Annotated in this window: 20 protein-coding genes and 2 pseudogenes; 10 read left to right on the top strand and 12 right to left on the bottom strand. The window is 42.9% G+C overall.

Annotation, left to right across the window (positions count from 1 at the left end):
- Nucleotides 1-325: 325 nt before the first annotated feature.
- The 7 genes and pseudogenes from FIS9605_RS42900 to metG all read right to left on the bottom strand — a co-directional run.
- Nucleotides 326-514 (bottom strand): annotated as a pseudogene (locus FIS9605_RS42900) (LPS export ABC transporter periplasmic protein LptC); the annotation flags it as partial.
- A gap of 244 nt (nt 515-758) precedes the next feature.
- Nucleotides 759-1,622 (bottom strand): NmrA family NAD(P)-binding protein, encoded by an 864-nt coding sequence (locus FIS9605_RS0120850; RefSeq protein ID WP_026734323.1) that lies wholly within the window; start codon nt 1,620-1,622, stop codon nt 759-761.
- Between the two features lie 413 nt (nt 1,623-2,035).
- On the bottom strand, nt 2,036-2,257 hold the full coding sequence (locus FIS9605_RS0120845) for a type II toxin-antitoxin system HicA family toxin (RefSeq protein WP_026734322.1): 222 nt from the start codon (nt 2,255-2,257) through the stop codon (nt 2,036-2,038).
- The gene (locus FIS9605_RS0120840) at nt 2,254-2,472 is read right to left on the bottom strand and encodes a type II toxin-antitoxin system HicB family antitoxin (RefSeq protein ID WP_026734321.1); all 219 of its coding nucleotides are present in this window, start codon (nt 2,470-2,472) and stop codon (nt 2,254-2,256) included. Before FIS9605_RS0120840 ends, FIS9605_RS0120845 begins: the two co-directional genes overlap by 4 nt.
- 734 nt (nt 2,473-3,206) lie before the next feature.
- On the bottom strand, nt 3,207-4,472 hold the full coding sequence (gene lptC, locus FIS9605_RS0120835) for an LPS export ABC transporter periplasmic protein LptC (RefSeq protein WP_026734320.1): 1,266 nt from the start codon (nt 4,470-4,472) through the stop codon (nt 3,207-3,209).
- The gene (locus FIS9605_RS0120830) at nt 4,469-5,098 is read right to left on the bottom strand and encodes a LabA-like NYN domain-containing protein (RefSeq protein WP_026734319.1); all 630 of its coding nucleotides are present in this window, start codon (nt 5,096-5,098) and stop codon (nt 4,469-4,471) included. The genes lptC and FIS9605_RS0120830 overlap by 4 nt, the downstream gene beginning before the upstream one ends.
- 153 nt (nt 5,099-5,251) lie before the next feature.
- Nucleotides 5,252-6,847, bottom strand: a complete 1,596-nt coding sequence (gene metG / locus FIS9605_RS0120825) for a methionine--tRNA ligase (RefSeq protein WP_026734318.1) — start codon at nt 6,845-6,847, stop codon at nt 5,252-5,254.
- A 741-nt stretch (nt 6,848-7,588) separates the two neighbouring features.
- Here metG and FIS9605_RS0120820 point away from each other — a divergent pair.
- From FIS9605_RS0120820 to FIS9605_RS0120785, 7 genes are all read left to right on the top strand, one after another.
- A complete protein-coding gene (locus FIS9605_RS0120820) occupies nt 7,589-8,311 on the top strand; it encodes a lysophospholipid acyltransferase family protein (protein WP_026734317.1) in 723 nt (240 codons plus the stop codon).
- Nucleotides 8,312-8,407: 96 nt separating this feature from the next.
- Nucleotides 8,408-9,244 carry an alpha/beta fold hydrolase gene (locus FIS9605_RS0120815; protein WP_026734316.1) on the top strand — a complete coding sequence of 279 codons (837 nt, stop codon included), beginning with the start codon at nt 8,408-8,410 and terminating at the stop codon, nt 9,242-9,244.
- A 110-nt stretch (nt 9,245-9,354) separates the two neighbouring features.
- Complete coding sequence (locus tag FIS9605_RS0120810; protein ID WP_026734315.1) at nt 9,355-9,648, top strand: BrnT family toxin; 294 nt, start codon at nt 9,355-9,357, stop codon at nt 9,646-9,648.
- Nucleotides 9,635-9,931, top strand: a complete 297-nt coding sequence (locus FIS9605_RS0120805; RefSeq protein ID WP_035139981.1) for a hypothetical protein — start codon at nt 9,635-9,637, stop codon at nt 9,929-9,931. The genes FIS9605_RS0120810 and FIS9605_RS0120805 overlap by 14 nt, the downstream gene beginning before the upstream one ends.
- Before the next feature lie 145 nt (nt 9,932-10,076).
- Entirely contained in the window at nt 10,077-11,288 is a 1,212-nt protein-coding gene (locus FIS9605_RS0120800) for an EcsC family protein (protein ID WP_026734313.1), read from the top strand.
- Between the two features lie 184 nt (nt 11,289-11,472).
- On the top strand, nt 11,473-12,954 hold the full coding sequence (locus FIS9605_RS0120790; protein WP_026734312.1) for a leucyl aminopeptidase: 1,482 nt from the start codon (nt 11,473-11,475) through the stop codon (nt 12,952-12,954).
- 318 nt (nt 12,955-13,272) lie between these two features.
- The gene (locus FIS9605_RS0120785; RefSeq protein WP_026734311.1) at nt 13,273-13,758 is read left to right on the top strand and encodes a helix-turn-helix domain-containing protein; all 486 of its coding nucleotides are present in this window, start codon (nt 13,273-13,275) and stop codon (nt 13,756-13,758) included.
- A 433-nt stretch (nt 13,759-14,191) separates the two neighbouring features.
- On the opposite strand, the gene FIS9605_RS0120780 is transcribed toward FIS9605_RS0120785, so the two are convergent.
- The 4 genes from FIS9605_RS0120780 to FIS9605_RS0120770 form a co-directional block, all read right to left on the bottom strand.
- Complete coding sequence (locus tag FIS9605_RS0120780) at nt 14,192-15,262, bottom strand: LOG family protein (protein WP_026734310.1); 1,071 nt, start codon at nt 15,260-15,262, stop codon at nt 14,192-14,194.
- A 911-nt stretch (nt 15,263-16,173) separates the two neighbouring features.
- Nucleotides 16,174-16,539: a thioredoxin gene (trxA, locus tag FIS9605_RS0120775; protein ID WP_269321064.1), complete on the bottom strand. Its 366-nt coding sequence runs from the start codon at nt 16,537-16,539 to the stop codon at nt 16,174-16,176.
- A gap of 63 nt (nt 16,540-16,602) precedes the next feature.
- On the bottom strand, nt 16,603-16,803 hold the full coding sequence (locus tag FIS9605_RS44240) for a hypothetical protein (RefSeq protein WP_197036099.1): 201 nt from the start codon (nt 16,801-16,803) through the stop codon (nt 16,603-16,605).
- A gap of 154 nt (nt 16,804-16,957) precedes the next feature.
- Nucleotides 16,958-18,121, bottom strand: a complete 1,164-nt coding sequence (locus tag FIS9605_RS0120770) for a GuaB3 family IMP dehydrogenase-related protein (RefSeq protein ID WP_026734308.1) — start codon at nt 18,119-18,121, stop codon at nt 16,958-16,960.
- Between the two features lie 544 nt (nt 18,122-18,665).
- Here FIS9605_RS0120770 and FIS9605_RS0120765 point away from each other — a divergent pair.
- Nucleotides 18,666-21,107 (top strand): endonuclease MutS2, encoded by a 2,442-nt coding sequence (locus FIS9605_RS0120765; RefSeq protein ID WP_026734307.1) that lies wholly within the window; start codon nt 18,666-18,668, stop codon nt 21,105-21,107.
- Between the two features lie 211 nt (nt 21,108-21,318).
- Here FIS9605_RS0120765 and FIS9605_RS37660 read toward each other — a convergent pair.
- A pseudogene (locus FIS9605_RS37660) lies at nt 21,319-21,729 on the bottom strand (site-2 protease family protein); the annotation flags it as partial.
- 823 nt (nt 21,730-22,552) lie between these two features.
- On the opposite strand from FIS9605_RS37660, the gene FIS9605_RS0120750 reads away from it, so the two are divergent.
- Together FIS9605_RS0120750 and FIS9605_RS0120745 are read left to right on the top strand one after the other, a co-directional pair.
- Nucleotides 22,553-23,158 carry a DUF3038 domain-containing protein gene (locus tag FIS9605_RS0120750; protein ID WP_026734306.1) on the top strand — a complete coding sequence of 202 codons (606 nt, stop codon included), beginning with the start codon at nt 22,553-22,555 and terminating at the stop codon, nt 23,156-23,158.
- Between the two features lie 25 nt (nt 23,159-23,183).
- Nucleotides 23,184-24,899 (top strand): DUF4335 domain-containing protein, encoded by a 1,716-nt coding sequence (locus FIS9605_RS0120745; protein WP_026734305.1) that lies wholly within the window; start codon nt 23,184-23,186, stop codon nt 24,897-24,899.
- Nucleotides 24,900-25,154: the final 255 nt, after the last annotated feature.

The raw sequence follows: 25,154 nt of genomic DNA, 5'->3' as shown, positions 1-25,154 counted from the left end.
CACTACGAAATTTACCAATAAGCTGGACGCTTACTAACAGTTTCTCGGTACTGCCACAACAGATAACTTTGCGGGATAACTACTTATTATACGGAATTTTTCTGTATATCTCCCTATGACGGGATAAAAAGCTGAAACTCTCTGCATAACTCCCCATAAGGAGGGCAAAAGCCGAAAGTTTCTATATATCTGCCCATAACGGGATAAAAAGCCGAATTTTTTCACACAACATCCCATACTCAATACGACAACCCAAGAGTAAAAATTTTCCTTTGGGTTTGCAATCACAGCGTGGCGATCGCCTGTTCTAATTCATGACTCTCGACTATTGACTTTTGATGACTTTTTCCTGCGGAATAATCTCTGTCACCACTCTATTTTGAGAATTACCGCCACTAACAACGATATTTTCCGTCTGAATATTACCAACAGCTTTTTCACCAGTAAAATTCATCGGCGGATCGGCTTGCTTATAAACCACATCACCTTGGGCTTCCATTAACTTTTTGTCAAGTTAGTAGGGTGTGTTAACGCGACAGCGTAACGCACCTTTTATCTGTTAGGCGGTACGTTGGGCTTAACGCCGCAGGGCACGCTACTGGATAATTTATTTTTTGGAAGTCCCTAAAGCGTCAGCGACAGATGAACTATAAGGCTAGACGAGAAAACTTCAAACGCCCGCTGCAACCGAATTTTTGGGCTGCTGACCGCATAATGGGTTGCAATTTCTTCTTGGATACTTGAGATGGAGCGATGAGTTAAACAACAGGATGCACTAGTTCTGCGATGTAACTCTCTAATGAAACTACTCCTCGTGTAACACTATCACAGGTTGGCATTTCTCCTCTGATTACAAGGGTTGTCATATTGGAGAAGGATGCTGCTGCCTCGTTTGAAAACCCCATATTCTGCATTGTCTTGATCCACTGGTCACGCGGAGTTTCCACTACTTTGACTGGTTTTTGTAAAGCTTTAGCAAATGCTTCTGCAACATCGAGCGAAGAATATCTTTCTGGTCCTTCAATGTTGTGTAACCCTGTATTCTCTATTGGCTCTGTCATCAAACGCGCTGCCAACTGACCAATATCGCGCGGGGCAACCATCGGCAATACAAAATCGGTTGGAAAGAAGGTATTGATTACGCCATCCTGTTTAGCCGTTTGTAGAGAGAAGTCCCAATTACTCATGTAGTAGGCAGCGCGGATGATACTAAATGGTATGGACTGGGCGGTGAGTTGCTGCTCCATTTCGTAAAGAACGCCCAAATCGCCAATTTGAGAACCGGGTTGCGCTCCATAAGTGGATTCGGCAACGATTTTCTCTAAACCAGAGTCTTTTATCGCTTCCAGAATGGATGCCAAGCTTTTTCTTTCTTCGGCATCTGTATCTGTCGCAGGATCAGCGGGTGGATTAAGCAGGAAAAGACGTTTACCCTTGGCAAACACGCGGCGTAGTTCTACGGTATTATGCACGTCTACAACCTCAACTTGAGCGCCGCACTTTTGCCATTTAGGAATAGATGAAGAACTGCGCGAGACAATGGTTACTGGCTCACCTTGCGATAATAGCGTTTGTGCTACCGTGGAACCAACATGACCATTGCCACCAAGAATGATGTGCATGAGGAAAATCAAGAACGATAGGTATGAAAGAAGTAAGTAGGTCGGTACAAATAAAGCTAACTAGTTAAGGTCGTCATTAGTCATTGGTGAGCCAGCGCGCTCCAAAGGGGGTTTCCCCCATGAGCGACTGGCGTAGACGCGCGCAGCGCGGCTTCTCGCAGAGTAGGGCTTCTCGCAGAGTACCCGTAAGGGTCATTGGTCATTGGTAAGGGTTTCAAGCATATTTATGTTTCGTAACATAGCTTGATTTATTTCCACTGACTTACTTATATGAGAAGCGCAATTATGAGAAGCGCAATGTTGCACTCAAGCAGCCCAATGTTCTGGTTGAGCGGCTGCAATCAACCTTCTCATCCACACCAAGATCTCGCGTCAGTCCGCTCCAACCAGTTTGTTAGACCGCGACTACTGCTCTAGAGCAATGACACGAATTCTTCAACACTAACATCAGCATCTCGAACAATAGCTCGCAGTGTGCCTTTAGCCAACTCCTGATGATCTGGAACAACTACTTGAGCAAACGGTTCATCCCTTCGCAGAATAATGTGACTACTTTCTCTACGCTTTTGATAGAAGCCAATTTTTTCTAGAACCTTGATACACTCTTTCCCCGAAATACTAGGCAACTTACTCACACGACCACCAAGAATGTTTCAAAATTGTCTTCTGGGACAGACAAACCATCCTCTTCTAGGGCAGTCACGTAGCCAGCGATGGCTTCCTTGATGTTTGACAGAGCCTCCTCTTTCGTTCTTCCTTGGCTATTACATCCCTTCAAACTTGGGCACTCCACAACCCAATAGCCATCTTCATCCTTGTATAAGATTACCTGTCTTGTATGCTGGCTCATAGGTGCAAACCATATAGTTATTTCTGATCTTACCCTTGGACGATCAGCTTGTGTTGCCTCAGGCTAAACAGTAATGAATCATTGAAAAATTGAGCCAATAACCCCAATTAGTAAGGGAATGAGAACTAGAGATGCAAGAAAAACCCACCCTCATCGTCGCATAAAGGGAATAGGATTTTGTGAGAGCGTTTTTTCCACTTCTGTTGCATTGAGATTCCATCCTCGATGGCAGATGTCACACAACAGCAAGTAACGTTTCACCGTAATCCATGAAAAGACCCAATAGAGGTGAGCATATCGATACTGGAGCAGAATTTTGAAGGGGCGACTCTCTCACAAACTTCGCAATGTCTGTGTTCAACAACGCCCAAATCTACACTGTCGCCACCAGATCCCCAAATGATCCAACCAATCATTTTTTCAATCCTCTAAACTTGCCACAGTCAACTTCTCGACTGCGATCTCACAGATAACTTCAAGCGGTCTAACAACTGATTGTACGGAATTTTTCTGTATATCTCCCTATGACGGGATAAAAAGCCGAAACTCTCTGCATAACTCCCCATAAGGAGGGCAAAAGCCGAAAGTTTCTATATATCTGCCCATAACGGGATAAAAAGCCGAATTTTTTCACATAACATCCCATACTCAATACGACAACCCAAGAGTAAAAATTTTCTCTTGGGTTGGCAATCAAAATGTGGCGATCGCCCGTTCTAATTCATGACTCTTGACTATTGACTTTTGATAACTTTTTCCTGCGGAATAATCTCTGTCACCACTCTATTTTGAGAATTACCACCACTAACAACTATATTTTCCGCCTGAATATTACCTACAGCTTTTTCACCAGTAAAAGTCATTGGCGGATCGGCTTGTTTATAAACCACATCACCTTGGGCTTCCATTAACTTTTTGTCAAGATACCAAGTTAATGTTTTTGATTTGAGGGACTGGCGTTTTTGCCCAACACCGTTGACATTACCTGTTAAATAAACAGTTTTTTGTGGTATCTTCAATTCACCTTTATTTGCAGTCACTATCACATTCTCGGCACTATGAAACACACGCACAGGAGCATTTGTGGTAACAATTTCTGTGTTCAAGTTCCAACTCATGGAGTTGCTAGCAATCTGCATAGGTGGTTCTAGCAATTCTATTTGGGCATTTTTGGTGATAGTGGCAATTTTAGTTTTCAAGTTAACTTCCGCAGCTTCTCCTTTACCACGGTCAGTAATTTGATTATTTTTATAACGGTCAATTTGTACCGGGCGATCGGCAATTAATTTCTCGTCTTTAATCTGCCAAACTAAGTGTTCTGTTCGTACTTGCAATGGCGGATCGGCAGAGTTTGCAACTACCCCCCCAGAAAAATCTATGCGTTGAGTTCGGGTTTTCACTCGTGCTTCTCTTGCCACTGCTTTTAGTTGTTTGTGAGTACCGTTGAGTTGGTTGCGGACTATCAATAAATCTTCTTGAGGACGCCATTCCAATTCGTTGCCGCGCAACACTGTACCACTTTTAGGGTCTGTAGCAATTATTTTTCCCTTCAGAAATAATTGCTTACCATCTTGTTCGATATCTGCCTGTTCTGCCTGTACTTGGTAGACTATTTTGCCGTCTTGGTACAATTCACCATATGGATTTTCAACCTGACCAATTTGTCTTTCTTGGGTGTATTTTGCCTGTTTCCCCCTAACTTTCCAAATTGGTCGCCCGACTTCATCTGCCTGTTCCAGGGTGACATCAAAGAAAGTTAATTTGCTCTCTGAGTCTTGGGGAGTTTCAACAGGTGATTTATTCAATGTGCGAGTACCCCCACAGGCAGCTAGCCCAATTATCAGGAGGAAGGTAAGAGGCAAAATCTGGAAGGAGTGGGGAAGTGGGGGAGTGGGAGAGTGAAGGAGTGGGGAAGTGGAGGAGTGGGAGAAATCTTTTTTTCTACTTCTCCCCCTCTCCCTATCTCCCCATCTCCCCATCTTCTTCGATTGCTGCTTCATTCCGGAATTTCCAAATGTCCCTCAGTATCTCTGGGTTGGTCTAAAAAATCTATACCGGCCAGGGGTCGATACGGATAGGTTTGGCGTGGAGTTTTTTGGATATCTTCTTTGATGGCTTCTAAATCTATATAGCGATCGCTCACATTGATTAAGCTGTCACTGGTCATCGAACGCAAACTCACTACTTCTACTCGCACACCACGATAGCTAACTGAATTCACTGCATATGCTAGATCGCCATCGCCACTGACTAACACTGCTGTATCATAGGAATCCACCAAAGCCATCATATCCACGGCAATTTCTACATCTAAGTTAGCCTTTTTTGAGCCATCTGGCAGTTGTACTAAATCTTTTGCTATAACTCTATAACCGTTGCGGCGCATCCAAAGTAAAAAACCCTGTTGCTTCTCATTTGTCCGGTCTACACCAGTATAAAAGAAAGCACGCAATAGTCTGGAGCCGCCTGTCAATCTACACAGTAACTTGGTGTAATCTATTTCGATACCTAATTGTAAAGCTGCATAAAATAAATTTGAGCCATCAATAAATATGGCAACACGACCTCGATTCTCTAAAACTTGCTCTGGCGTGAATATCGAGTCGTTTTCCAGATGATTTAACATTGTTGTCATGCCTCATTTTTTATCAAAGAAATAATTGATACTTGATTTTTGAGATTTACATAGAAGATAGAAGGACTTATGATAATCTTCAGGGCTAATCAAATCAGCCCCGATCAAGTGACAAAATCAAAGATTGAAAAGAACTAGCTAATGTTATTTAGATGGTTCTATGCGTTTAAAAACCGGACGGGGTTCACCCAATTTTTGTTTATTAGTTAGTACTCCCCATGTACCATGAATGTCAAAGGGAGCAGCAATTGCAGTTTGTGCTTGATTATTAAAGTCGATGTCAAAGCCCAGTTGCTGATAGATATCGCTACTGATATTCGGAATCACCGGAGACAAGAGATAAGCTGCTAACCTCACTGATTCCAAGACAGTGTACAATACTTGTTCTGTTGCCTGTTGCTGCCCTTGTTTATATAAAGACCAAGGAGCTTGTTCATCAATAAACTTGTTACTGGCACGCACCAGATTAAGGATTGCCTCGCAGGCTTGATTGAAGGCTAGCGCTTCATAGGCATTTTTTACTTGTTCCCCTAGACGTAAACCAGTTGATTTCAAAGGACTGTCGATCGGAATATCTTCATTTGTAATTGAGGGCACATTGCCAGCGCAGTATTTTTTCACCATGTTCAAAGTACGATTGAGCAAATTTCCTAGGTCGTTTGCCAAATCTGCATTTAGAACATTAATGAATCTAACTTCATTAAAGTCGCCATCCTTGCCAAATTCGATTTCCTTAAGGAAGTAATAACGAACGGCATCTGCACCATAATTTGCAATTAGTGCGACGGGATCGAGAGTATTACCAAGGCTTTTACCCATCTTTTGACCATCCTTGGTCAAAAAGCCATGTACAAATACTCTTTCTGGTAGAGGCAATCCAGCCGATATTAGGAATGCTGGCCAGGAAATTGCATGAAAGCGCAAGATATCCTTACCAATTAAATGCAAGTTAATCGGCCACCATTTTGCAAGGGCGTTTTCTAAAGTCGGTTTCGCATCTTCTTCCAGCAAAGCTGTCACATAACCCAGCAGTGCATCAAACCAGACATAAAGGGTATGATTGGGATCGGTTGGCACCGGAAAACCCCAGTCTACATTCACTCGTGAAATTGAAAAGTCTTGTAATCCCTGTTTAATAAAGCTTAAGACTTCATTGCGACGACTTTCTGGTTGGATAAAATCTGGTCGAGACTGATATAGTGCTTCTATGTGGCTTTGATATTTAGATAAGCGGAAAAAGTAGTTCTGCTCATCTCGCCACTCTGCTTCTTTGTTAGGGTGAAGTGGACAGCGGTGTCCTTCTAGCAGTTCTCGTTCTTCTTTAAATTCTTCGCAAGAAACGCAATACCAACCTTTTTGTTGTCCCTGGTAGATATCACCTTTTTCCCAAAGTCGCTGGAAGAATTCTTTGACAATTCCTTCGTGGCGGGGATCGGTAGTCCGGATAAAGCGATCGTACTTAATATTTAGCAACTGCCACAAAGAAACAAAGCCAGCAGACATTTCATCACAAAAAGTTTTTGGTGGCAAGCCTTTGCTTTCAGCAGTCCGCTGAATTTTTTGTCCATGCTCATCCGTACCTGTCACCAGCAGTACCGGCCGTCCCAACAGTCTCTGGAAGCGTGCCAGCACATCTGCTGCGATCGTTGTATACGCACTGCCGATGTGGGGCAAATCGTTTACGTAATATAGCGGTGTTGTGAGTGCAAATGTTTTTTCTGTTTTATCCACTAGATTCATGCACAATAAAAAACAACTTGTTAAAACAATTTTCCTATCTTACTTTTTTGGCTAAAACCACGCAATTATATAATATAACCATCATATTTTCAAGTTACATTATAATATTAGCAAATTTATCCAGTTCAGTATTGGTTTTGAAGAGGTACAATTTCAGTTAATTTCTGCCAAAAAGGTATAAACTCGCAGCTATTAATCTTCTGTAAAACCTTTTTGTTTAATTGATTGTGACAATAAAAATACCTAATAGCTAGAGAGAGCAAGGGAAAAGGAATTTCACTTCTACATGGTATGCAATTGCTCATGGGTTTTCTATCAAAACACAGCATAAAGAGAAAATGCTAATAATGTTTATTTCATCTATTTCCAGCGGTAAATGAATTTTGTTGATGACAAGCTGTGATGAAAATATAGATTCAATCAAAGACGGCATAATACAGCAGGATAAAACCTAAGAGATTTCCATACTTTCATCGTAGGATTTTCTATATTGAAAATGGAGTGTGGCACATTCTATACCTCTACTTCGTGCAGGAGTGAAGATGAGAGGTTATCGGGAAGATGGATTGGCATAGCTTGTGATGTAATGAAATAACATGAGCTATTGTCCGAGCAACGATTTTACTAAGCTTGTAGATTAAAGATATTTCTACCTTAAGGAAGTCCCCACTTTGGTAAAGAAATGTAAGAATCATGTATAGAAAAACACCTAAATCTATGGAAAACTTATATTGAAGAGTTATGAGTGTAAACAGCCCTCTGAATTTTTCTCGCTGTTTGTTGGCGGCACTCTCGACACAAATGTTTCGTTACTATGAGGATCGCATTCCCCAAGACGCTAGTGTGTTAGTAGTAAGCAATCACCGCAGCTTCATGGATGCACCCATTTTAATGTCAGCGCTATCCAGTCCAATTCGGTTTGCTTGTCATCACTACATGGGGCAAGTACCAGTAATGCGAGAAATAGTCACAGGGTTGGGATGTTTTCCCCTAGAGGCAAACCAACAACGCCAGCAAAGCTTTTTTCAGCGAGCACAACAACTGTTGCAATCAAAGCAATTAGTAGGAGTGTTTCCGGAAGGAACAGAACCAATGGTGAAATTTACCCAGCCTAATAGAATGGGTGAGTTTCAACGGGGATTTGCCCATTTGGCATTGCGAGCAGCGGTGCAGGATTTAGCAATTTTGCCAGTTGCGATCGCCTCCCTAGAAGAAGTTAACACATCTGCTGTACCCTTAAGACTATTGAGCTTGTTTGACCCTTCAGAACCTCTATTTAATCAACCCGGTTTCCATCCCTTGGTCATATACAATCGTGTTGCGGTGCTAATTGGTTGCCCTTACTGGATTACACCCCAACACCAACAACAATACCAGGGCAAACATGCGAAAACTGTTGTGGTTGAACTAACAGAACACTGTCGCAATGAAATAGCCAACTTGCTGCGTGAAGGATGTTATTAGAGTCATTTGTCGTTTGTCCTTGGTTTGTCCCTAGTAGACAACGAAAATTGACAAATGACAAATCACTATTGACCAATGACTACTGACTAATGACCAATGACCATCCCAAAAGTAGAGCTAAAGCCTTGTTTCCTCACTCCCAGACGTCTCCAGCCAGAATATCCCTTGTTTGTATACTTGCCCGGGATGGATGGTACTGGTCAACTTTTGCGAACTCAAACAGTGGGATTAGAAGCTGGTTTTGATGTTCGATGTCTGGCAATTCCACGAGAGGATCTGACTAGTTGGGAAGTGCTGACTAATAATGTACTAGACTTGATTCATACCGAATTGGAAAAAAGTTCCCAGCGACCAGTTTACTTATGTGGTGAATCTTTTGGAGGTTGTTTAGCTCAAAAAGTAGCAGTAGGAGCACCACATTTATTTAAGCGAATTATTCTCATCAACCCTGCTTCTAGCTTTCACCTTCGTCCTTTGTATGAATGGGCATCGCAATTTTCTTACTTAGTGCCATCATGCTTTTTTGACATTGGTGCATTGGGATTGTTGCCATTTTTAGCATCGCTATCTCGGATTTCTAGGAGCGATCGCCAAGAACTTTTGCGAACTATGCGTTCTGTACCAGCACAAACAGTGCTTTGGCGATTGTCTTTAATTAGAGAATTTCATATTGATGAACAACAGTTGCGTCAGTTAACTCAACCAGTTTTGCTAGTTGCCAGCATCCTAGACCGACTTTTGCCTTCTCTTAGTGAAGCAGAACGATTAGCTAATATTTTGCCCAACGCCAAAATGGTGGTATTACCCGAAAGTGGGCACGCCTGCTTGTTGGAAACAGATGTTAATCTCTACGAAATCATGAAATCTAACAATTTCCTGGAAACTAGTGCTGAAGCAGTTAAGGCGATAGAGGTTGGGGATAGAGTAAGGTGAAGGGCGATCGCATTTCCCAGTAAATGTAAGTATTAAGCAGATAAAATGTCACATATTTTACAAAATAATCAATAATGTACTTGGTAAGCCCATGTAACATTACACAACACATGCATATCGTTTATCGGCTGCAAGGAACTGAATTTGAATGGGACAAAAACAAAGCGGAAAGCAACCTCGAAAAACATGGAGTTACATTTGAAGAAGCCGCAGAAGTTTTCTTTGACCCGTTTTATCAAATGGGTAACGCTACTTCTAATGGTGAAGAACGTGATTTTATCATTGGCTATTCCCTTTCTAGTCGCCTCTTATTGGTTGTTTATGTAGAACGTGATAAGCGTACACGCATAATCTCTGCCCGTCCCACTACTCGTAGTGAAAGGAAATTATATGAACAAGCCTGAAGGAGAACTCCAATTGCACTTAAAACCTCGACCGGTAGAAACATTATCTATCCAAATACCAAACGACACATTAGACTCACTCAAAAAAGTAGCGGCCAATCGAGATATGTCTGTTGAAGCATTGCTCAAATTTTATATTGGACAGGCTTTGCGGCAAGACTTAGCTAAATTATTTTCCGAGCGCGTGCTGGAATCAACTGCTGAAGTTTTAGCACGGCATATCCAGTCAGAAGAAGAGATCTCAAACATTATTCAAGAAATTCGTGCTGCAACAACTGGTTAGGTTGAACTTTAAATATCAAGTTCTCATGTTCAGATGATAAAATAATTCATTTTTAACTAACGACTTATCCTTACAGAAAGAGGTCAAGCAAATCGCACCTTTGCTACAACCAAAATAGAAAGATTTTGAAAGAAGGTGCCAAGCAATGGCCGAAAAAAACCAAAAAGAAATCAAAGATAAAAAACTAGAAAATTCACACGGTGCAGATACAAAAGAAGATAAGCCATCTTTATTTGAATCCGTTGCTGAAACATTAGGCTGTGTGGCTGGGACGGCTGTAGGGGTAGGAGCAGCAGCTGGTAGTGCAGCCATCGAAGCTGGCAAAGCAGCTGCCGAAACAGCAGCTGGGGTGGGAGAAGCAACAGCAAAACAAGCACACCAGCTAATTGAGCAAGCAACTCATACAGCAGGACAAGTCACAGAACGTCTAGGCGAAAATTGGTTGATCCGCAGGGTAGCTGGCGTATTAAATCTGAATTGGCTGGTTGGTGCTAGTGACAATGTTGATTTAGAAAAAGCCGCAGCGGCGGTGAAAAAGCTTCAACAAGAGCATCCGAATGAATCGCCTAGCCAAATTGCCCACCGCATCATGGTAGAAAAAGCGGCTAAAGCAGGCGGAATAGGCTTTGCTAGTAGTATGTTGCCAGGATTTGCAGCAGCGCTGTTGGCAATTGACTTGGCAGCCACAACCCAGTTGCAGTCAGAAATGATTTATCAGATTGCAGCTGCCTATGGGCTAGATTTAAAAGATCCAGCCCGCAAAGGAGAGGTTTTGGCAATTTTTGGTTTAGCTTTGGGTGGTGGACGCCTTTTAAGAACGGCAGGTTTAGGCCTGCTGCGAAACGTGCCTTTTGCCGGTGCGGTGATTGGCGCGAGTTCAAATTCGACGATGGTTTACTCATTGGGATATGCAGCTTGTCGATTTTATGAAGCCAAGCTGGATGAATCTAAGTCGCTGACTTCTGAGGAGACATTGGCAGAGTTAAAGCAACAAAGCGAAAATTATCTGGAAACTGCGATCGCTCAACAAACTGTGATGGATCAACTTTTAGTTCACATGATCCTAGCCAGACATCCAGACAAGACTTCAGAAGAAATTTTGCCCGAGTTGGAAGCTTTGAACCTCAGTCCTCAATCTTTAGATGCGATCGAGCAAAATATCAAATCACCCCAGCCTTTGGATAATCTTCTCAATCAACTCAACCGTGATTTTGCTGTACCGTTGTTAGTTCAGTGTTACAGAATTGCCAAAGTAGATGGTGAGATTAAACCAGCAGAACAAAAAGTGATTGATGCGATCGCCACTAAATTTAACATCGACTTGAATTCAATTAAGTCAGTAGTCAATAGTCATTAGTCATTAGTTAGTGGTTAGTGGTTAGTGGTTAGTGGTTATTCTCCCCATCACCCCATCTCCCCATCCCCCACTCCCCCACTCCCCACTCCCCCACTCCCCACTCCCCATTCCCTACCTGCCCCAAAGCATAAAACATGAATTTTACGCAATACTGATATCAGAACTTTTAGACAAAACACCCAAAATGGAAATTATACCTAGTAGTACCCCTCTTTTAGAGTGGGGAGGAGATGGATTAGCAATAGGATTTTTTGAGGACGGCGTAGATTTAACTGGCGAACTGGCGGCTTTAGATGAAAAGTTTGCTGGGTGTTTAAAAGAACTAATTGCCGAAGAAGAATTTAAGGGTAAAACAGGCAGCAGTGTTTTCACGCGAGTGGGTAGTGGTAGCCCAGTTCGCAAAATTATGCTAGTTGGTTTAGGTAAGCCAGAGGCTGTAAAACTAGATACACTGCGACGTGCAGCAGCAGTAGTTGCCCGGATAGCCAAAAAGCAAAAGTGTAAAACTTTAGGCATTAGTTTGCCAGTTTGGAATAACGATCCTGCACAAACTGCTCAAGCACTAGCTGAAGGCGTACAACTGTCACTGTACCAAGATAATCGCTTTAAGTCCGAACCAGAGGATAAAGGAGCACAATTAGAAACAGTAGAATTACTAGGATTGGGTGGACAAGAAGCAGCTATTACTCATGCCAATCAAATCTGTTCTGGGGTAATATTAGCGAGGCAATTGGTAGCGGCTCCTGCTAACGAAGTAACGCCGATTACTATGGCAGAAACCGCAATGGCGATCGCCTCAGAACACGGTTTGCAAGTAGAAATCTTGGAACAGGAAGACTGTGAAAAGTTAGGCATGGGTGCTTTTTTGGGAGTGGCAAAAGCTTCTGATTTACCACCGAAATTCATTCACCTAACTTACAAGCCAGAAGCTACACCAAAACGCAAGCTAGCAATTATCGGTAAAGGTTTAACCTTCGACTCTGGCGGACTCAATATCAAAGGTGCAGGTAGCGGCATCGAAAACATGAAAATAGACATGGGCGGTGCAGCAGCTACTTTGGGTGCAGCAAAAGCAATTGGTCAGCTCAAACCAGATGTAGAGGTTCACTTTATCTCCGCAGTCACTGAGAACATGATTAGCGGTCGTGCCATGCACCCAGGTGATATTCTCAAGGCATCTAACGGTAAAACGATAGAAGTTAACAACACCGATGCGGAAGGACGTCTAACTTTGGCAGATGCTTTAGTTTTTGCTGACAAACTGGGAGTAGATGCGATCGTGGATTTAGCAACTCTCACTGGTGCTTGCGTTATTGCTCTTGGTGACGAGATTGCTGGTTTGTTTACTCCTGACGATGCTTTGGCTAAGCAGCTAGAAACAGCGGCTGAAAGCGCAGGTGAAAAAATTTGGCGAATGCCAATGGAAGAAAAGTACTTTGAGGGAATGAAGTCTGGTATCGCGGACATGAAAAATACAGGCCCGCGTCCTGGTGGCTCTATTACCGCTGCTCTGTTCTTGAAGCATTTTGTCAAAGATACAACTGCCTGGGCACATTTGGATGTAGCCGGCCCTGTTTGGACAGATAAAGAAAACGGCTATAACAGCCCCGGGGCAACAGGTTTTGGTGTTCGCACTCTTGTAAATTGGGTTTTGAGTAATGCCTAAATTCAATCACCCCTTTTAGAGGCAACCAAGTTAATCTTGTATTTGCAAGGGTAGGTGTTATGCCTGCCCTGAAATTTTTCTCTGATTGAGAAATTGTAGATAGTAATACCAAGTTGTGTTCAGATATCGCAATTCGTGCCCTCTCCCCCTCCTCTCTCCCAAATTGGGAGAGGGGTGCCGACAGGCGGGGGGAGGGAAGTACCATCTTTGACTGCAACCTAGTATAAGTTCTCTGAAACTGCTATTAATTCGTGCTGGTAACAAAATCTCAGCAAAAGCGCGTGTCGAAAAAATGATTTTAGGGAGGGAATAAGTGCTGTGAAAGGAGGAAGTAAATATCAACCACTTTTGGAATATCTCCAAAAAAACAATTCCTCTGAAATCAGCCTCACTTTCACAGAAATTGAAAAATTAATTAATAACACCCTACCCGACTCAGCCAGAAAAGAACGCCGATGGTGGGGAAACCGCAGCACAGGCTCACCCCAAGCGTCAGCTTGGATGAAAGCAGGGTACGTAGTAAAAGACTTTGACCTAGATACAGAAACCGTTACTTTTCGCAAACCGACTGGTGGCTACAAAGTCCAAACTGCAACTAATACTATCAATTGGAACAGCAAAACCATCAAAGCACTACGCCTTCAAATGGGACTTTCCCAAAAAGAATTTGCCGAAGAGTTAGGTGTTCGTCAGCAAACTGTGAGCGAGTGGGAAACAAGTGTATATGAACCAACTCGCGCCACATCAAAACTTTTAAGCATGGTAGCTGAAAAAGCCGGATTTAAATACAAAACAGAAGAGTAAATTATTTCTTGACTTTTTAACACGCTACCGTGTAGAATTTTGAATAGACTTCTTGGAAAAGTCGTTTTTGCACTGTTTCGGGTAAAGGGGAGCCAGTCGCTACAAAGGATGGAACCTCCGTTGTAGCGACTGGCGTGAAGGTTAAAGGATTTTTATTTTCTCTTCTCCTTTCCCCCTTTAACCTTTTCCCCTACAACTGCTGCAAAGTCTAATCTGGCAAAAAGTCAGACCTCAAGCATCGTCATGCAACTGGTTTTGGTGTGCGAACGTTAGTTAATTGGATATTGAGTAATAGCTGATCGGTATGGGGCGAACCGCTTCGCGGAATTCAAAATTCAAAATTCAAAATTCAAAAATTTTGACTTTTGAATGCGTGAATGCGTGACTTTTCATCTCCCCAACTCCCCACCTCCCCATATCTTCTTCTGCTCAGTCACTTCCGTTCTGGATGTCCTCTTTCTTCTGGTGAAGGCGTACCCATATTGTTAATTGCTGCGATCATCTGATACAACCGTCCCAAGTCTCGTTGATTGAAGTAAAGGACTAAGCGGGGTAAATCAAAAGTTTCATCTTGTGCTTCTTGAGGTAAAGCCTGGCTTTTTTCAATCCGTCCTGTTACCAGAATGTCACTGAAATTAGCATTCAATTGCTCGACTTCAACCTCTGATAAATCTATCTTGAGACGAATTACTAGGCGATCGCCCACATAGCGGCTGGAGTGATAAACCTGGTAAAAACGGGTTATGGCATTGCAAGCTACAACCAAGTCATCTGTTACGGTGTACAGGCTGGAGTCTTCAGGACTAACCAGACCTTTATGCAATAATTGTTTATCTATATATTCGCTCCAAGACCGCCAGTAGTCACCACCAGGGCGATCGATTAAAACCACAGGCACAGGACCGAATTTACCTGTTTGGCTTAAAGTCATGCACTCAAATGCTTCGTCTTGGGTGCCAAAGCCACCAGGGAATAAGGCAACAGCGTCGCTTTCTTTTAAGAGAAATAATTTGCGGGTAAAGAAATATTTAAAGTGAATTAGCTTGGGATCGCCTTCTATAATTGGGTTCGCTTGCTGTTCAAAGGGCAGCTGAATGTTTAAACCAAAGGAATTTTCTCGTCCAGCACCTTCATGACCAGCTTGCATGATCCCACCACCACCACCAGTCATGACCATGAATCCTAGCTGAGAAACATAGCGAGCAAAGTCAACTGCCATGCGGTATTCTGGACTTTCTGACGATAGGCGAGCCGAGCCAAAGATGGTCACTTTACGAACATGTCGATAGTCATAAAAGAGCTGGAAACCCCGCTCCATATCCATTAAAGAAGCCGACAATATTTTCCAGTCGAGGCGATCGACTTCAGTTTCAGCCAGACGCACTATAGTTGCTAGTGCTTGCTGGATATATTGCCGATTCTTTAACGTTGGTAAGCGCTCAAGTAAATCAGCGATATCGGTTTGGAGAGACTCTAAAGTGTCAAACGACGCAGATGAGGTCATGAGAAATCCAGCCAAGATGGCATTATATTTTACCTAAATTTTGATTTGACTTGGAATTTGTCAACCGCTACGGGTCGCCAACATTCTATTGTCAATAATTCAAGTCATTTGTCCTTTGTCTTACCCTACGGGAAGCCGAAGAAAGTGCATCTATGTCTTTTGTGTAAGGACAAATGACTAATAACCAATGACTAATGACCAATGACTACTTTGTCACATTAAAAAGCACCTTTGGTTAAAAATAAACCAAGGCACTGGTGACGGCTGCCGTTGCCAACATATCCTGAGGGGAGGAAAATATTTGACGTGGGATTTTATTTTAAACAGACGTAGCTTCGTACGCCTCTACAGGACATGCCGCCCCAGAGATTGTATTTCAAAATTTAACCCACTTTGTATCACTGCTGCAAGCCTAAGATAGAGACTGGAAAGCAATTAAAAATTCAAAATAAGAAATTAAGAATTTTTAATTTCTTGACTCTTAGCGTCTATTTTGAAACACAAAAAAGCACCTCCGGTTGCAATAACCAAGGCGCTATCACTCTTTTGCTAACCAAAAAATACTTTTGAGTAGAAGGAAAGATGCTAGTAAGGTGTAGCAGGAATATACCTACAATCAGGAGTAACTTAAAAATTAGTAAAATCAGTAAGTTTGCCTCCTATTTTTTACCTCTAAGTACTAGCTCTTTCTACTAAAGTATGAGCGAAAAAGAGTGAAAATGAATCACAGATGACTTTACTAGGAGAAACTTTTTGTTATTCTGTTTGGGCAGTAAAATACAGCGCAAACTACAAGATGGAAAAATAACAGTCCAGAGGCGAAGCTTAGCACCTCTGAGTTTTTGCTGCCAAAAATCGCCCTTATTTTGGAGAGAAAAAATACTCCAAAGGTATTTGCAGCAAATTAGATTTTAAAGATATTTTTCCAAAGTATTAGCTAATGTAGTTTTTGGCACAGCACCTACTACCATGTCAACTTTTTGCCCACCCTTAAAAATCATTAATGTGGGAATACTGCGGATACCATATTGACTGGCAACATTAGGATTCTCATCTGTGTTGACTTTCACTACCTTGAGTTGACCTTCGTACTGAGCTGCAATTTCATCCACAACGGGGGCTACCATCCGGCAGGGACCGCACCAGGGTGCCCAAAAGTCAACTAAAACAGGAACTTCGCTGTCTAATACTTCCTGCTTAAAAGTAGAGTCGGTAACTTGTGCGGCTGCTGACATGGCTACAAACCTTTGCCTATGATATTTTGATTGTGCTGAAATTCTACCATAGCAAAAAGCACTGCTTGGAGTGAGGCATATACAATTTGTACATACCTTTAGTTTTTATTTATAAACATAAGGAACCGCCCGAACAGCAGTCCGGGCGGAGTGTGGTGTGAGGAGTGAACGGAAACATGCGTCTCCGCTATTTCTATTGTAGGCGACATATGTGATTTTTCCAGTAAATGTTTTAGAGTCTGGAAAAATTTCTTTAAGGGTAGTTGGTTGTTGGTGGTTAGTGGTTAGTAGTTGGTCATTAGTCATTAGTCATTAATCATTTGTCAAGAGTTAGTGGTTAGTAGTTGGTTGTTGGTTATTTCCAATGCCCAATGCCCAATGCCCAATGCCCATTCCCCCCATCCCCCACTCTCCCACTCTCCCACTCCAGAACTCCCTCACTCCCCCTACTAACCAGTCTTTATTTGCCCATACCTAATTGTTGAGCTTTTTGGTATACTTTACCCTCAGTTAATAAAGAAGGAGCAATTACAACTTCAACTTGTTGCATTTCCTTGATATTTTTCGCTCCTAATGTACTCATACTCGTTTTTAAAGCTCCCAACAGATTATGAGTACCATCATCAAGCTGGGCCGGGCCAACGAGAATTTGTTCTAGGGTGCCAGTGGTACCTACATTAATGCGCGTCCCACGGGGCAATACTGGACTGGGAGTTGCCATACCCCAGTGATAACCCCGCCCAGGTGCTTCAGCTGCTCTAGCAAACGGAGAACCAATCATGACTCCGTCAGCACCACAAGCAATGCACTTACAGATATCGCCGCCAGTAATTAAACCGCCATCAGCAATAACTGGAATATAATTACCAGTTTCTTGGTAATAATCATCCCGTGCGGCAGCACAATCTGCGATCGCCGTTGCCTGTGGCACACCCACTCCCAACACTCCACGAGAAGTACAAGCAGCACCAGGGCCAATTCCCACCAATACCGCAGCTGCCCCTGCTTTCATTAAATTAAGGGTAACTTCGTAAGTCACGCAATTCCCTAACACGACGGGAATGGGCATTTCTCGGCAAAATTGTGCCAAGTCAAGTGGCACTACAGACTCTGGCGACAGGTGTGCTGTGGAAACCACTGTTGCTTGTACAAAAAATAAATCTGCCCCTGCTTTTGCAACTACAGAACCATATTTGCTTGCCCCTGCTGGGGTTGCACTAACTGCAGCGATACCGCCTCTTTGCTTAATTTCTTTAATTCTTTGTTCAATTAATTCTGATTTTATTGGTTCGGCATAAAGTTCTTGCATCAAAGGGACAAATTCTTCTTTGCCCACAGCGGCTATTTTGTCTAAAATTGGCTCTGGATCGGCATAACGAGTTTGGATTCCCTCTAGATTCAGCACGCCTAATGCCCCTAAGTTTGATAACAGCACAGCCATGCGAACATCTACTACACCATCCATTGCACTAGCAATAATTGGGATTTCTCGCTCAATGTTGCCGATACGCCATTTTGTATCTACCAAACTCGGATCGAGGGTTCCCCTGCCAGGTACTAAAGCTATTTCATCTATTCCGTAAGCTCTGCGAGCTGTTTTTCCTCGCCCAATTTGTATTTCCACGCTGTTAATGTTCCCAAACCTGTTTAAGCTAGGGTATCAAATTGTGGCGATAATTGCAGCGATTTTTTTTAAAAAAACGACTTAATGATGTAGAAGATACAAACAGTAAAAAGAACAATAACAAGGCTTAGTTAATCAGTTTTTGAGTAGTTTTGATTTCTATTTGGTGTTAGGTCAGATTCTCAATAAGTAGGGATTGAGGTGTCGGTTATTACTTAATTTTATGCTGAGTATTAGTAAAGTTATTCGACGCTTGAATCCTTACAATTTGCCTGATTTGAGTAAGGTGTTAATTAGAACATTTACTATATAGTTAGCAGTAGGTGATGAAGCTATGAAGAGAGTGGGGGAGTGGGAGACTAACCACTAACCACTAACCACTAACCACTAACTACTAACCACTAACCAATGACTAATGACTAATGACCAACCACTAACGAATACGGAAATTTCACCCTTTGAGAGTGAGCCGTGCAGGGATTTGTATTGTTACTATAAATTTCAGGCTATTCAGATTAAATATTTAAGCAACAGATATTAAACCTTGATTCAATCTGAGACTTTAGAACTACTCGAATGGCATCGCCTCTGCCAGCATCTATCCACTTTTGCGGCAACCAAACTGGGGGCGATCGCCGCACGCGATCTGAAAATTCCTAACTCTCAAGCTGAGAGTGAGTATTTATTGGCGCAAACCAAGGAAGTTTACGAACTCGAAAGTCGCCTGACGAGTGGACTCTCGTTTGAGGGAATTCAAGATATTGGCGATTTCCTAGAAAGGGCAGAACTGCAAGGAGTTTTAGCTGGAGATGAACTGCTAGCTATAGCCACCACTCTTGCTGGTACAAGAAATTTGCGTCGTGTTATCGATAACCAGCCAGATTTGCCTATTCTGACAGAGTTAGTTGCTGAGTTACGAACTTATCCAGAACTAGAGCAGGAAATTTACCGCTGTATAGACGAACGCGGACAAGTAACCGACCGCGCCAGCCAAAAACTCGGAGATATCCGTGCTGAACTGCGGAAATTACGCAGCCAGATCGTGCAAAAATTACAAAATATATTACAGGCAAAATCGGGTGCAGTTCAGGAACAGATCATTACCCAACGAAGCGATCGCTATGTGATTCCTGTGAAAGCTCCCCAAAAAGATGCTATTCCTGGCATTGTCCACGATACTTCCACCAGTGGCGCGACGCTGTACATAGAACCGAATTCTATAGTGCCATTGGGCAACCAATTGCGGCAGCTAGTCAGAAAAGAACAAGCAGAAGAAGAAGCCATTCGTCGTGCTTTAACAGAACAAGTGGCAGCAGTAAAACCCGATCTGGAAAGATTACTAGCCATTGCCACCACTTTAGATTTGGCAACTGCCAAGGCACGTTATAGCCTCTGGCTACAAGCCAATCCCCCCCGCTTTATTAACCGGAAAGCAGGTGAGTATATCACATTACGGCAATTGCGTCATCCGCTGTTGGTATGGCAGCAACACCACGAACAAGGACAATCAGTTATTCCTGTAGATTTACTAATTCAGCCAGAAATTCGAGTAGTTACGATTACGGGGCCGAATACAGGGGGGAAAACAGTTACTCTAAAAACCTTGGGTTTGGCAGCTTTGATGGCGAAAGTAGGTTTATTTGTCCCTGCCCGCGAACCAGTAGAACTACCTTGGTTTGACCAGGTATTGGCAGATATTGGCGATGAACAGTCCCTTCAGCAAAGTTTATCTACCTTTTCGGGTCATATTCGCCGCATTAGCAGGATATTGGAGGCATTGGGGACAGGAGACAGGGGACAGGGGATAGGGGATGAGGAATCCCAATCCCCTATCCCCGTTGCCCCTAATCCCCACTCCCTGGTACTCCTCGATGAAGTCGGTGCAGGCACAGATCCCGCTGAGGGTAGTGCTTTAGCGATCGCCCTGTTGCGCTATCTGGCAGACAACGCGCAGTTAACTATGGCAACGACTCACTTTGGTGAACTGAAAGCGTTGAAATACCAAGATGAGCGATTTGAAAATGCTTCTGTAGAATTTGATGAAACAACGCTTTCGCCCACTTACCGCCTGCTGTGGGGAATTCCGGGACGTTCCAACGCCCTCGCAATTGCCCGACGTTTGGGGTTAAAACCAGAAGTTGTGGAACAGGCAAAAACCAACTTGGGAGGGACAACAGACGAAGTCAACCAAGTAATTGCCGGACTAGAAGCGCAACGCCGCCGTCAAGAAACCAAAGCAGCACAAGCACAAGATTTGTTGCAGCAAGCTGAGCGTTTATACAAAGAAGTATCCGAAAAAGCCGCAAATTTACAGGAAAGGGAACGAACTTTGCGTGCTTCCCAAGAAGTGGCAGTACAGCAGGCGATCGCCCAAGCTAGAAGCGAAATTGCTAAGGTGATTCGCCAGTTGCAGCAAGGCAAGCCCACTGCCCAAGATGCCCAGCTAGCAACAAATGCTTTAAATCAGGTCGCTGAAAAATTTATACCACCACCGCCACCGAAACCAAAAGTAGGATATGTTCCCAAAGAAGGCGATCGCATTCGTATTCCCAAGTTAGGGCAAACAGCAGAAGTGTTGACTGCACCAAACGAGGATGGTGAATTAACCGTCCGTTTTGGGATTATGAAGATGACAGTCAAGCTAGAAGACGTGGAATCTCTGGATGGTAAAAAACCTGAACCGATAGTAAAACCAAAACCAGCCCCAGCAGCAACACCAGTTACTCCAACCCAACCAGCCCCAGCAATCCGTACGTCCAAAAATACAGTAGACTTGCGCGGACGCAGAGTTGCTGATGCGGAGTTAATTATAGACAAAGCAATTTCAGAAGCAACAGGGCCAATCTGGATTATTCACGGACACGGCACTGGAAAACTGCGGCAAGGTGTTCACGCCTTTTTGCAACAACACCCCAGAGTTAGTCGCTACGAAGCTGCGGAACAATCTGATGGTGGTACTGGCGTTACTGTTGCTTATGTAGAGTGAAATAGGTAAGGCGCTTGTTTAGCCCTGTCAAGGTGGGTGAAAAATCCGCTTTAATTTCGCCAATTTGATTGTTATTTTACTTGGTGGCTTAGTGTCTTGGTGGTTAATAAAATTTATTTTTGAACCACAAAGGCACAAAGGCACAAAGAAAAGCCCATATTGAAGTTTACATCATCTCCAAACTGATTTTTTGATACTTTATCTTCATTCACAGCATTAAATTTAGATGAGCAGCGATATAAAAGAACTCAAAACTAAATATATTTGGATAACTATAAACAAAAAACTTAATCAGTGCTATACACAAAATAGCCAAAGCCAGATTGCATAATGGCCCTGCTGCGGATACCAAAATATTACTTAGCTTTGCAGAGCGAAATTTACAGGGGTTAACGGGCATTTTTCCCCAAGCAATACCAGCAATACATAAGAAAATAATCGATTCCCAACCCATGTGAACTACAGGATTTAGGGTAAGATGACCTGTTTTTTGTGGAGTGTCGTCTCCCTGGCTGACAGCAGCAAAGCCATGAGCGAGTTCATGCAATGTAACTGAAATTATCAAAATTAAAACTATCCTGATGAAATACACAGGATTGGTAAATAGTGTATTAATAAACATATTTTGTAGGCTTATGGTGGAGGTTCAGCCAAGATGTGCGCTATTTATTTCAGGAATTGGTTGCCAAATGCGTGTAGTAAATAATGGGGTTTTCATCCACTATCTTTTTCCTGATGACATCTGACGTAGCGAGAAAAGATTATGTTGAAATTTTAAGATTTAATTTATACTTTTGGATTGAGGATATTACCTAAAAAATCTAGTAGCAAAAGTAATGTCTAACGACAAGCCACTTATGCGTCTATGACCTCTTTCAAGTTGGGAGATCCTTAAAAACTCGTAGCTGTATGTAAACATAACAAAGGATTTTCCAACTAAATAGTGTCTTTAAGGGCGATCGCACACACAGCTAATTACAACATAGTTGCATGATGATTAATATTTATTAGTAACTTCCCCCTTGACACTGCAAGAATACTTACTTTTTCAGGCTGCTTGTTGAAAGATCCTTGATTAGGTATTCTTTGGGTGTAAATAGAGTCAATAGACTAGATGAGTGAGCGCCATGAGTAAATATCTATCTAAAGGTAGATTTATTTATTCTGTATAAAGCTTCAGTTTAAGCAGAAGATAGCCAAACAGCAGTTGGTGTTATTAACAGACAAGACGTAAATAATAGTGCTTGTACTTTTTTCAAAATCGGTTTTCGTCATAGAGTAAGACAAAGACCACAGCTGTTTACCAAACTATCAAAGCTGTAGAAAACGCCAAGCACCTTGCTGTAAGCTATTTTCTACCAATAGCTTTAGGAAACTAATCTTAACCTGTAAGAGTCTGGTTTCAAAATGGGTAACAGCAATAGCCCCTACCAGCCCGATCACCTATGCTAAAAGTTATGCACTCTGCCGCCAATTCACCCACTCCAACTCCCCAGTGGGAGGATTTAATAAAGCTGCCAGCTCCAGATTCAGTTCAGTGGGACAACATCAAAACCCAGTTGGATTTGGTGCTGTTGGCGCTAGAAACATTGACTGGCATTGGCTCCGAGGCAATGCTTTCAGCGGCAATCAACCTGAATTTAGAGTCAAGAGTGCCAGACCGTGTAGCGCTATGGCGACTGCGCCAGTCTAATCCGCTACGTAAAGGTCAAGGAGGGCGAAAGAAGCTTGATGTCGAAGAAGCGCGGGCGCTTGTTCTCATTATTTGCTATCTTGCCAAGCAGCATCAGGAATTGATTCGCCGTGCTGTTGGCACTTTAGAACAGATGGCGGAAAACAACCGCGAAGTTCATCAGGCTGCTTTACTAGGAGATTATATCGATGCTTTCTGCAACACCTACCAAGAACGAATGGAGGAAGATTCGACAATCTCCACGGATGAACTTACCCAGCTTGCTTTAAAACTGCTGATAGATTTGCTTTTTTACAGCGGTCCTGGTGGACATCGCCGCCTCTGGCTAGCACTTATAGACCGTTCAACTAAATTTTGAAAATGTCCTGCTTGCAGTTCCTGCCATGCCTCTAACAAATTCTGTTATCCGTCGGTATACACCGCCCACTTGCACGCTAGAAGTCTTGGCGCAAAGCTCATCTCTATCCCGTTGGGTGGGAAAATCTGTCCTGAAAGAGCTACGCTTTGAGCTACGCTTTGACGATCCGCAGCAACCAGAAGAACAGAGGATCGTAATTCGGGGCGATCGCGACCAACTGGAGGCTTTGTGTGCAGCAGTAACAAACTACGTGCAGGGTTTTCTCCAAATGTCTCCTGAGAACTTTTGGGCAAATTTCTCAGGTCTTGAGGACTCAAGCAAAGTATCAGACGATCCAGAATCACAAGATCCAGAATTACAAGAACGATTACAATCTCCAGTTTCTACTCAAACTGTAAACAATTTTACAAATCAGATACCAGAAACAGAAATACACATACGACCGAGCAACCATTTAACTCACAATTTGTTTCTCGGTTCCCTTGGCTACCAAGTACCTAACCCTGTTGTTAAACTTAGTCTCCTGCAACTATTTGACCTAGCAACAGCTTTAGATGAATACTCATCTGATGTGCTAGCACTACCAGCTTTGTACCAAAGCAGATCGCCCTTTGGTATTCCTGCTTGGGCACCTGTGGCAGCAGTGCTAATATTAGCTGCGGGTCTGATACCTTTTACCTACCAATATGCTGTCCAAAGCAGAAAAGAACGACAGACGGCCAAAAAAACCGCTCCAAAAGAAGAACAAGTAGCCTTAGAATCTCCTTCAACCCTGGATCTGCCGATACCTACACCTGCACTTACTCCGACCGAACCATTACCATCTGTACCCTTAGGTTCTGGTCTGTCAATACCTGGTTCGAATTTGCCTCCAGCTCCTCAAACGTCTCCTCAACCATTTCCAACTGCACCTGTAACACCTGTAACACCTGTAACACCTCAAGCATCTTTAAAAACTACTACTCCTTCACTCTCCACATCTTCTCCTACATCCTCTTTTACCTCACCTTCCCAATCATCCCCAGGGAATGTGTTAACCGCACCACAAATAACAGCGAATCTTCCTTCCTCTGGAGGAAAAACACCACCATCGACATCAACAAAACCGCAGGAAGCTGGTGTTCAACCCAATTCCCTACAACAGAACAACACTGCATCAAATCCTCCGGGTGGAGTTGTTACCCCTGGGAATGGATTATTACCAAGCTCACCTAACACTACAACAGGCGGAATATCCTCAAGCATCCCTACAATTCCCCCTCCTATCAGTACCGCCGCACCTAATACTCCTATCAGTAACGCACCTAGTAGCCGTAGTGGCAATCCTTTTCTAGATCCACAAAATAATTTGCCAACAAGCACCTCGGTTGCGCCTGAGGATACCTCGAAATTAGTAGAGAGATTGCGGCAAGGTCGCAATACCCCCACAAATGTTGCTACTAGTAACACATCGTTTGACTTCAAAACCCAGCTGTCAGAAGCAAGACAGTTTTTGCAAAAACGCTGGGAACCACCTTCTGGATTGAAGCAAGCACTAGAATATAGTCTGATTGTGGGTGTTGACGGTACTATTGAACGTATCTTTCCTTTAGGAAAGGCTGCGAGATTATATGTCGATCGCACAGGTATGCCTTTGATTGGTGAGCGCTTTGTTTCTCCTAATCGAAATGGCCAACCTATGAGAATTCGAGCTGTTCTTAGCCCAAATGGCAAGGTGCAGACTTTTGTAGAGACTGATTAATTAGACTTTTTGTAGAAGTTGGGAAAAGGTCAAAGGGCCAAGGTTAAAGAGATTGGAAAACTCCTTTACCTTTGCCCTTTCTCTTTTCCCCCTTTTTCCCTTCTACCCGTCTACCGAATATTTATGACAGCTGTAAAACTGGTATAAATATTTTATACCATAAAAATCTCTGTATTAATCAATAATTAACGCTACACAAACCTAAAATTGCCGATTTGAAAATAATGTTTATTCTAACTCTCAGTTATTGTTTCA

The organism is Fischerella sp. PCC 9605 (assembly GCF_000517105.1).
Classification (GTDB): domain Bacteria; phylum Cyanobacteriota; class Cyanobacteriia; order Cyanobacteriales; family Nostocaceae; genus PCC9605.
The sequence above is the reverse complement of the archived record's forward strand: the minus strand, read 5'-3'. Positions and strand labels throughout refer to the sequence as shown.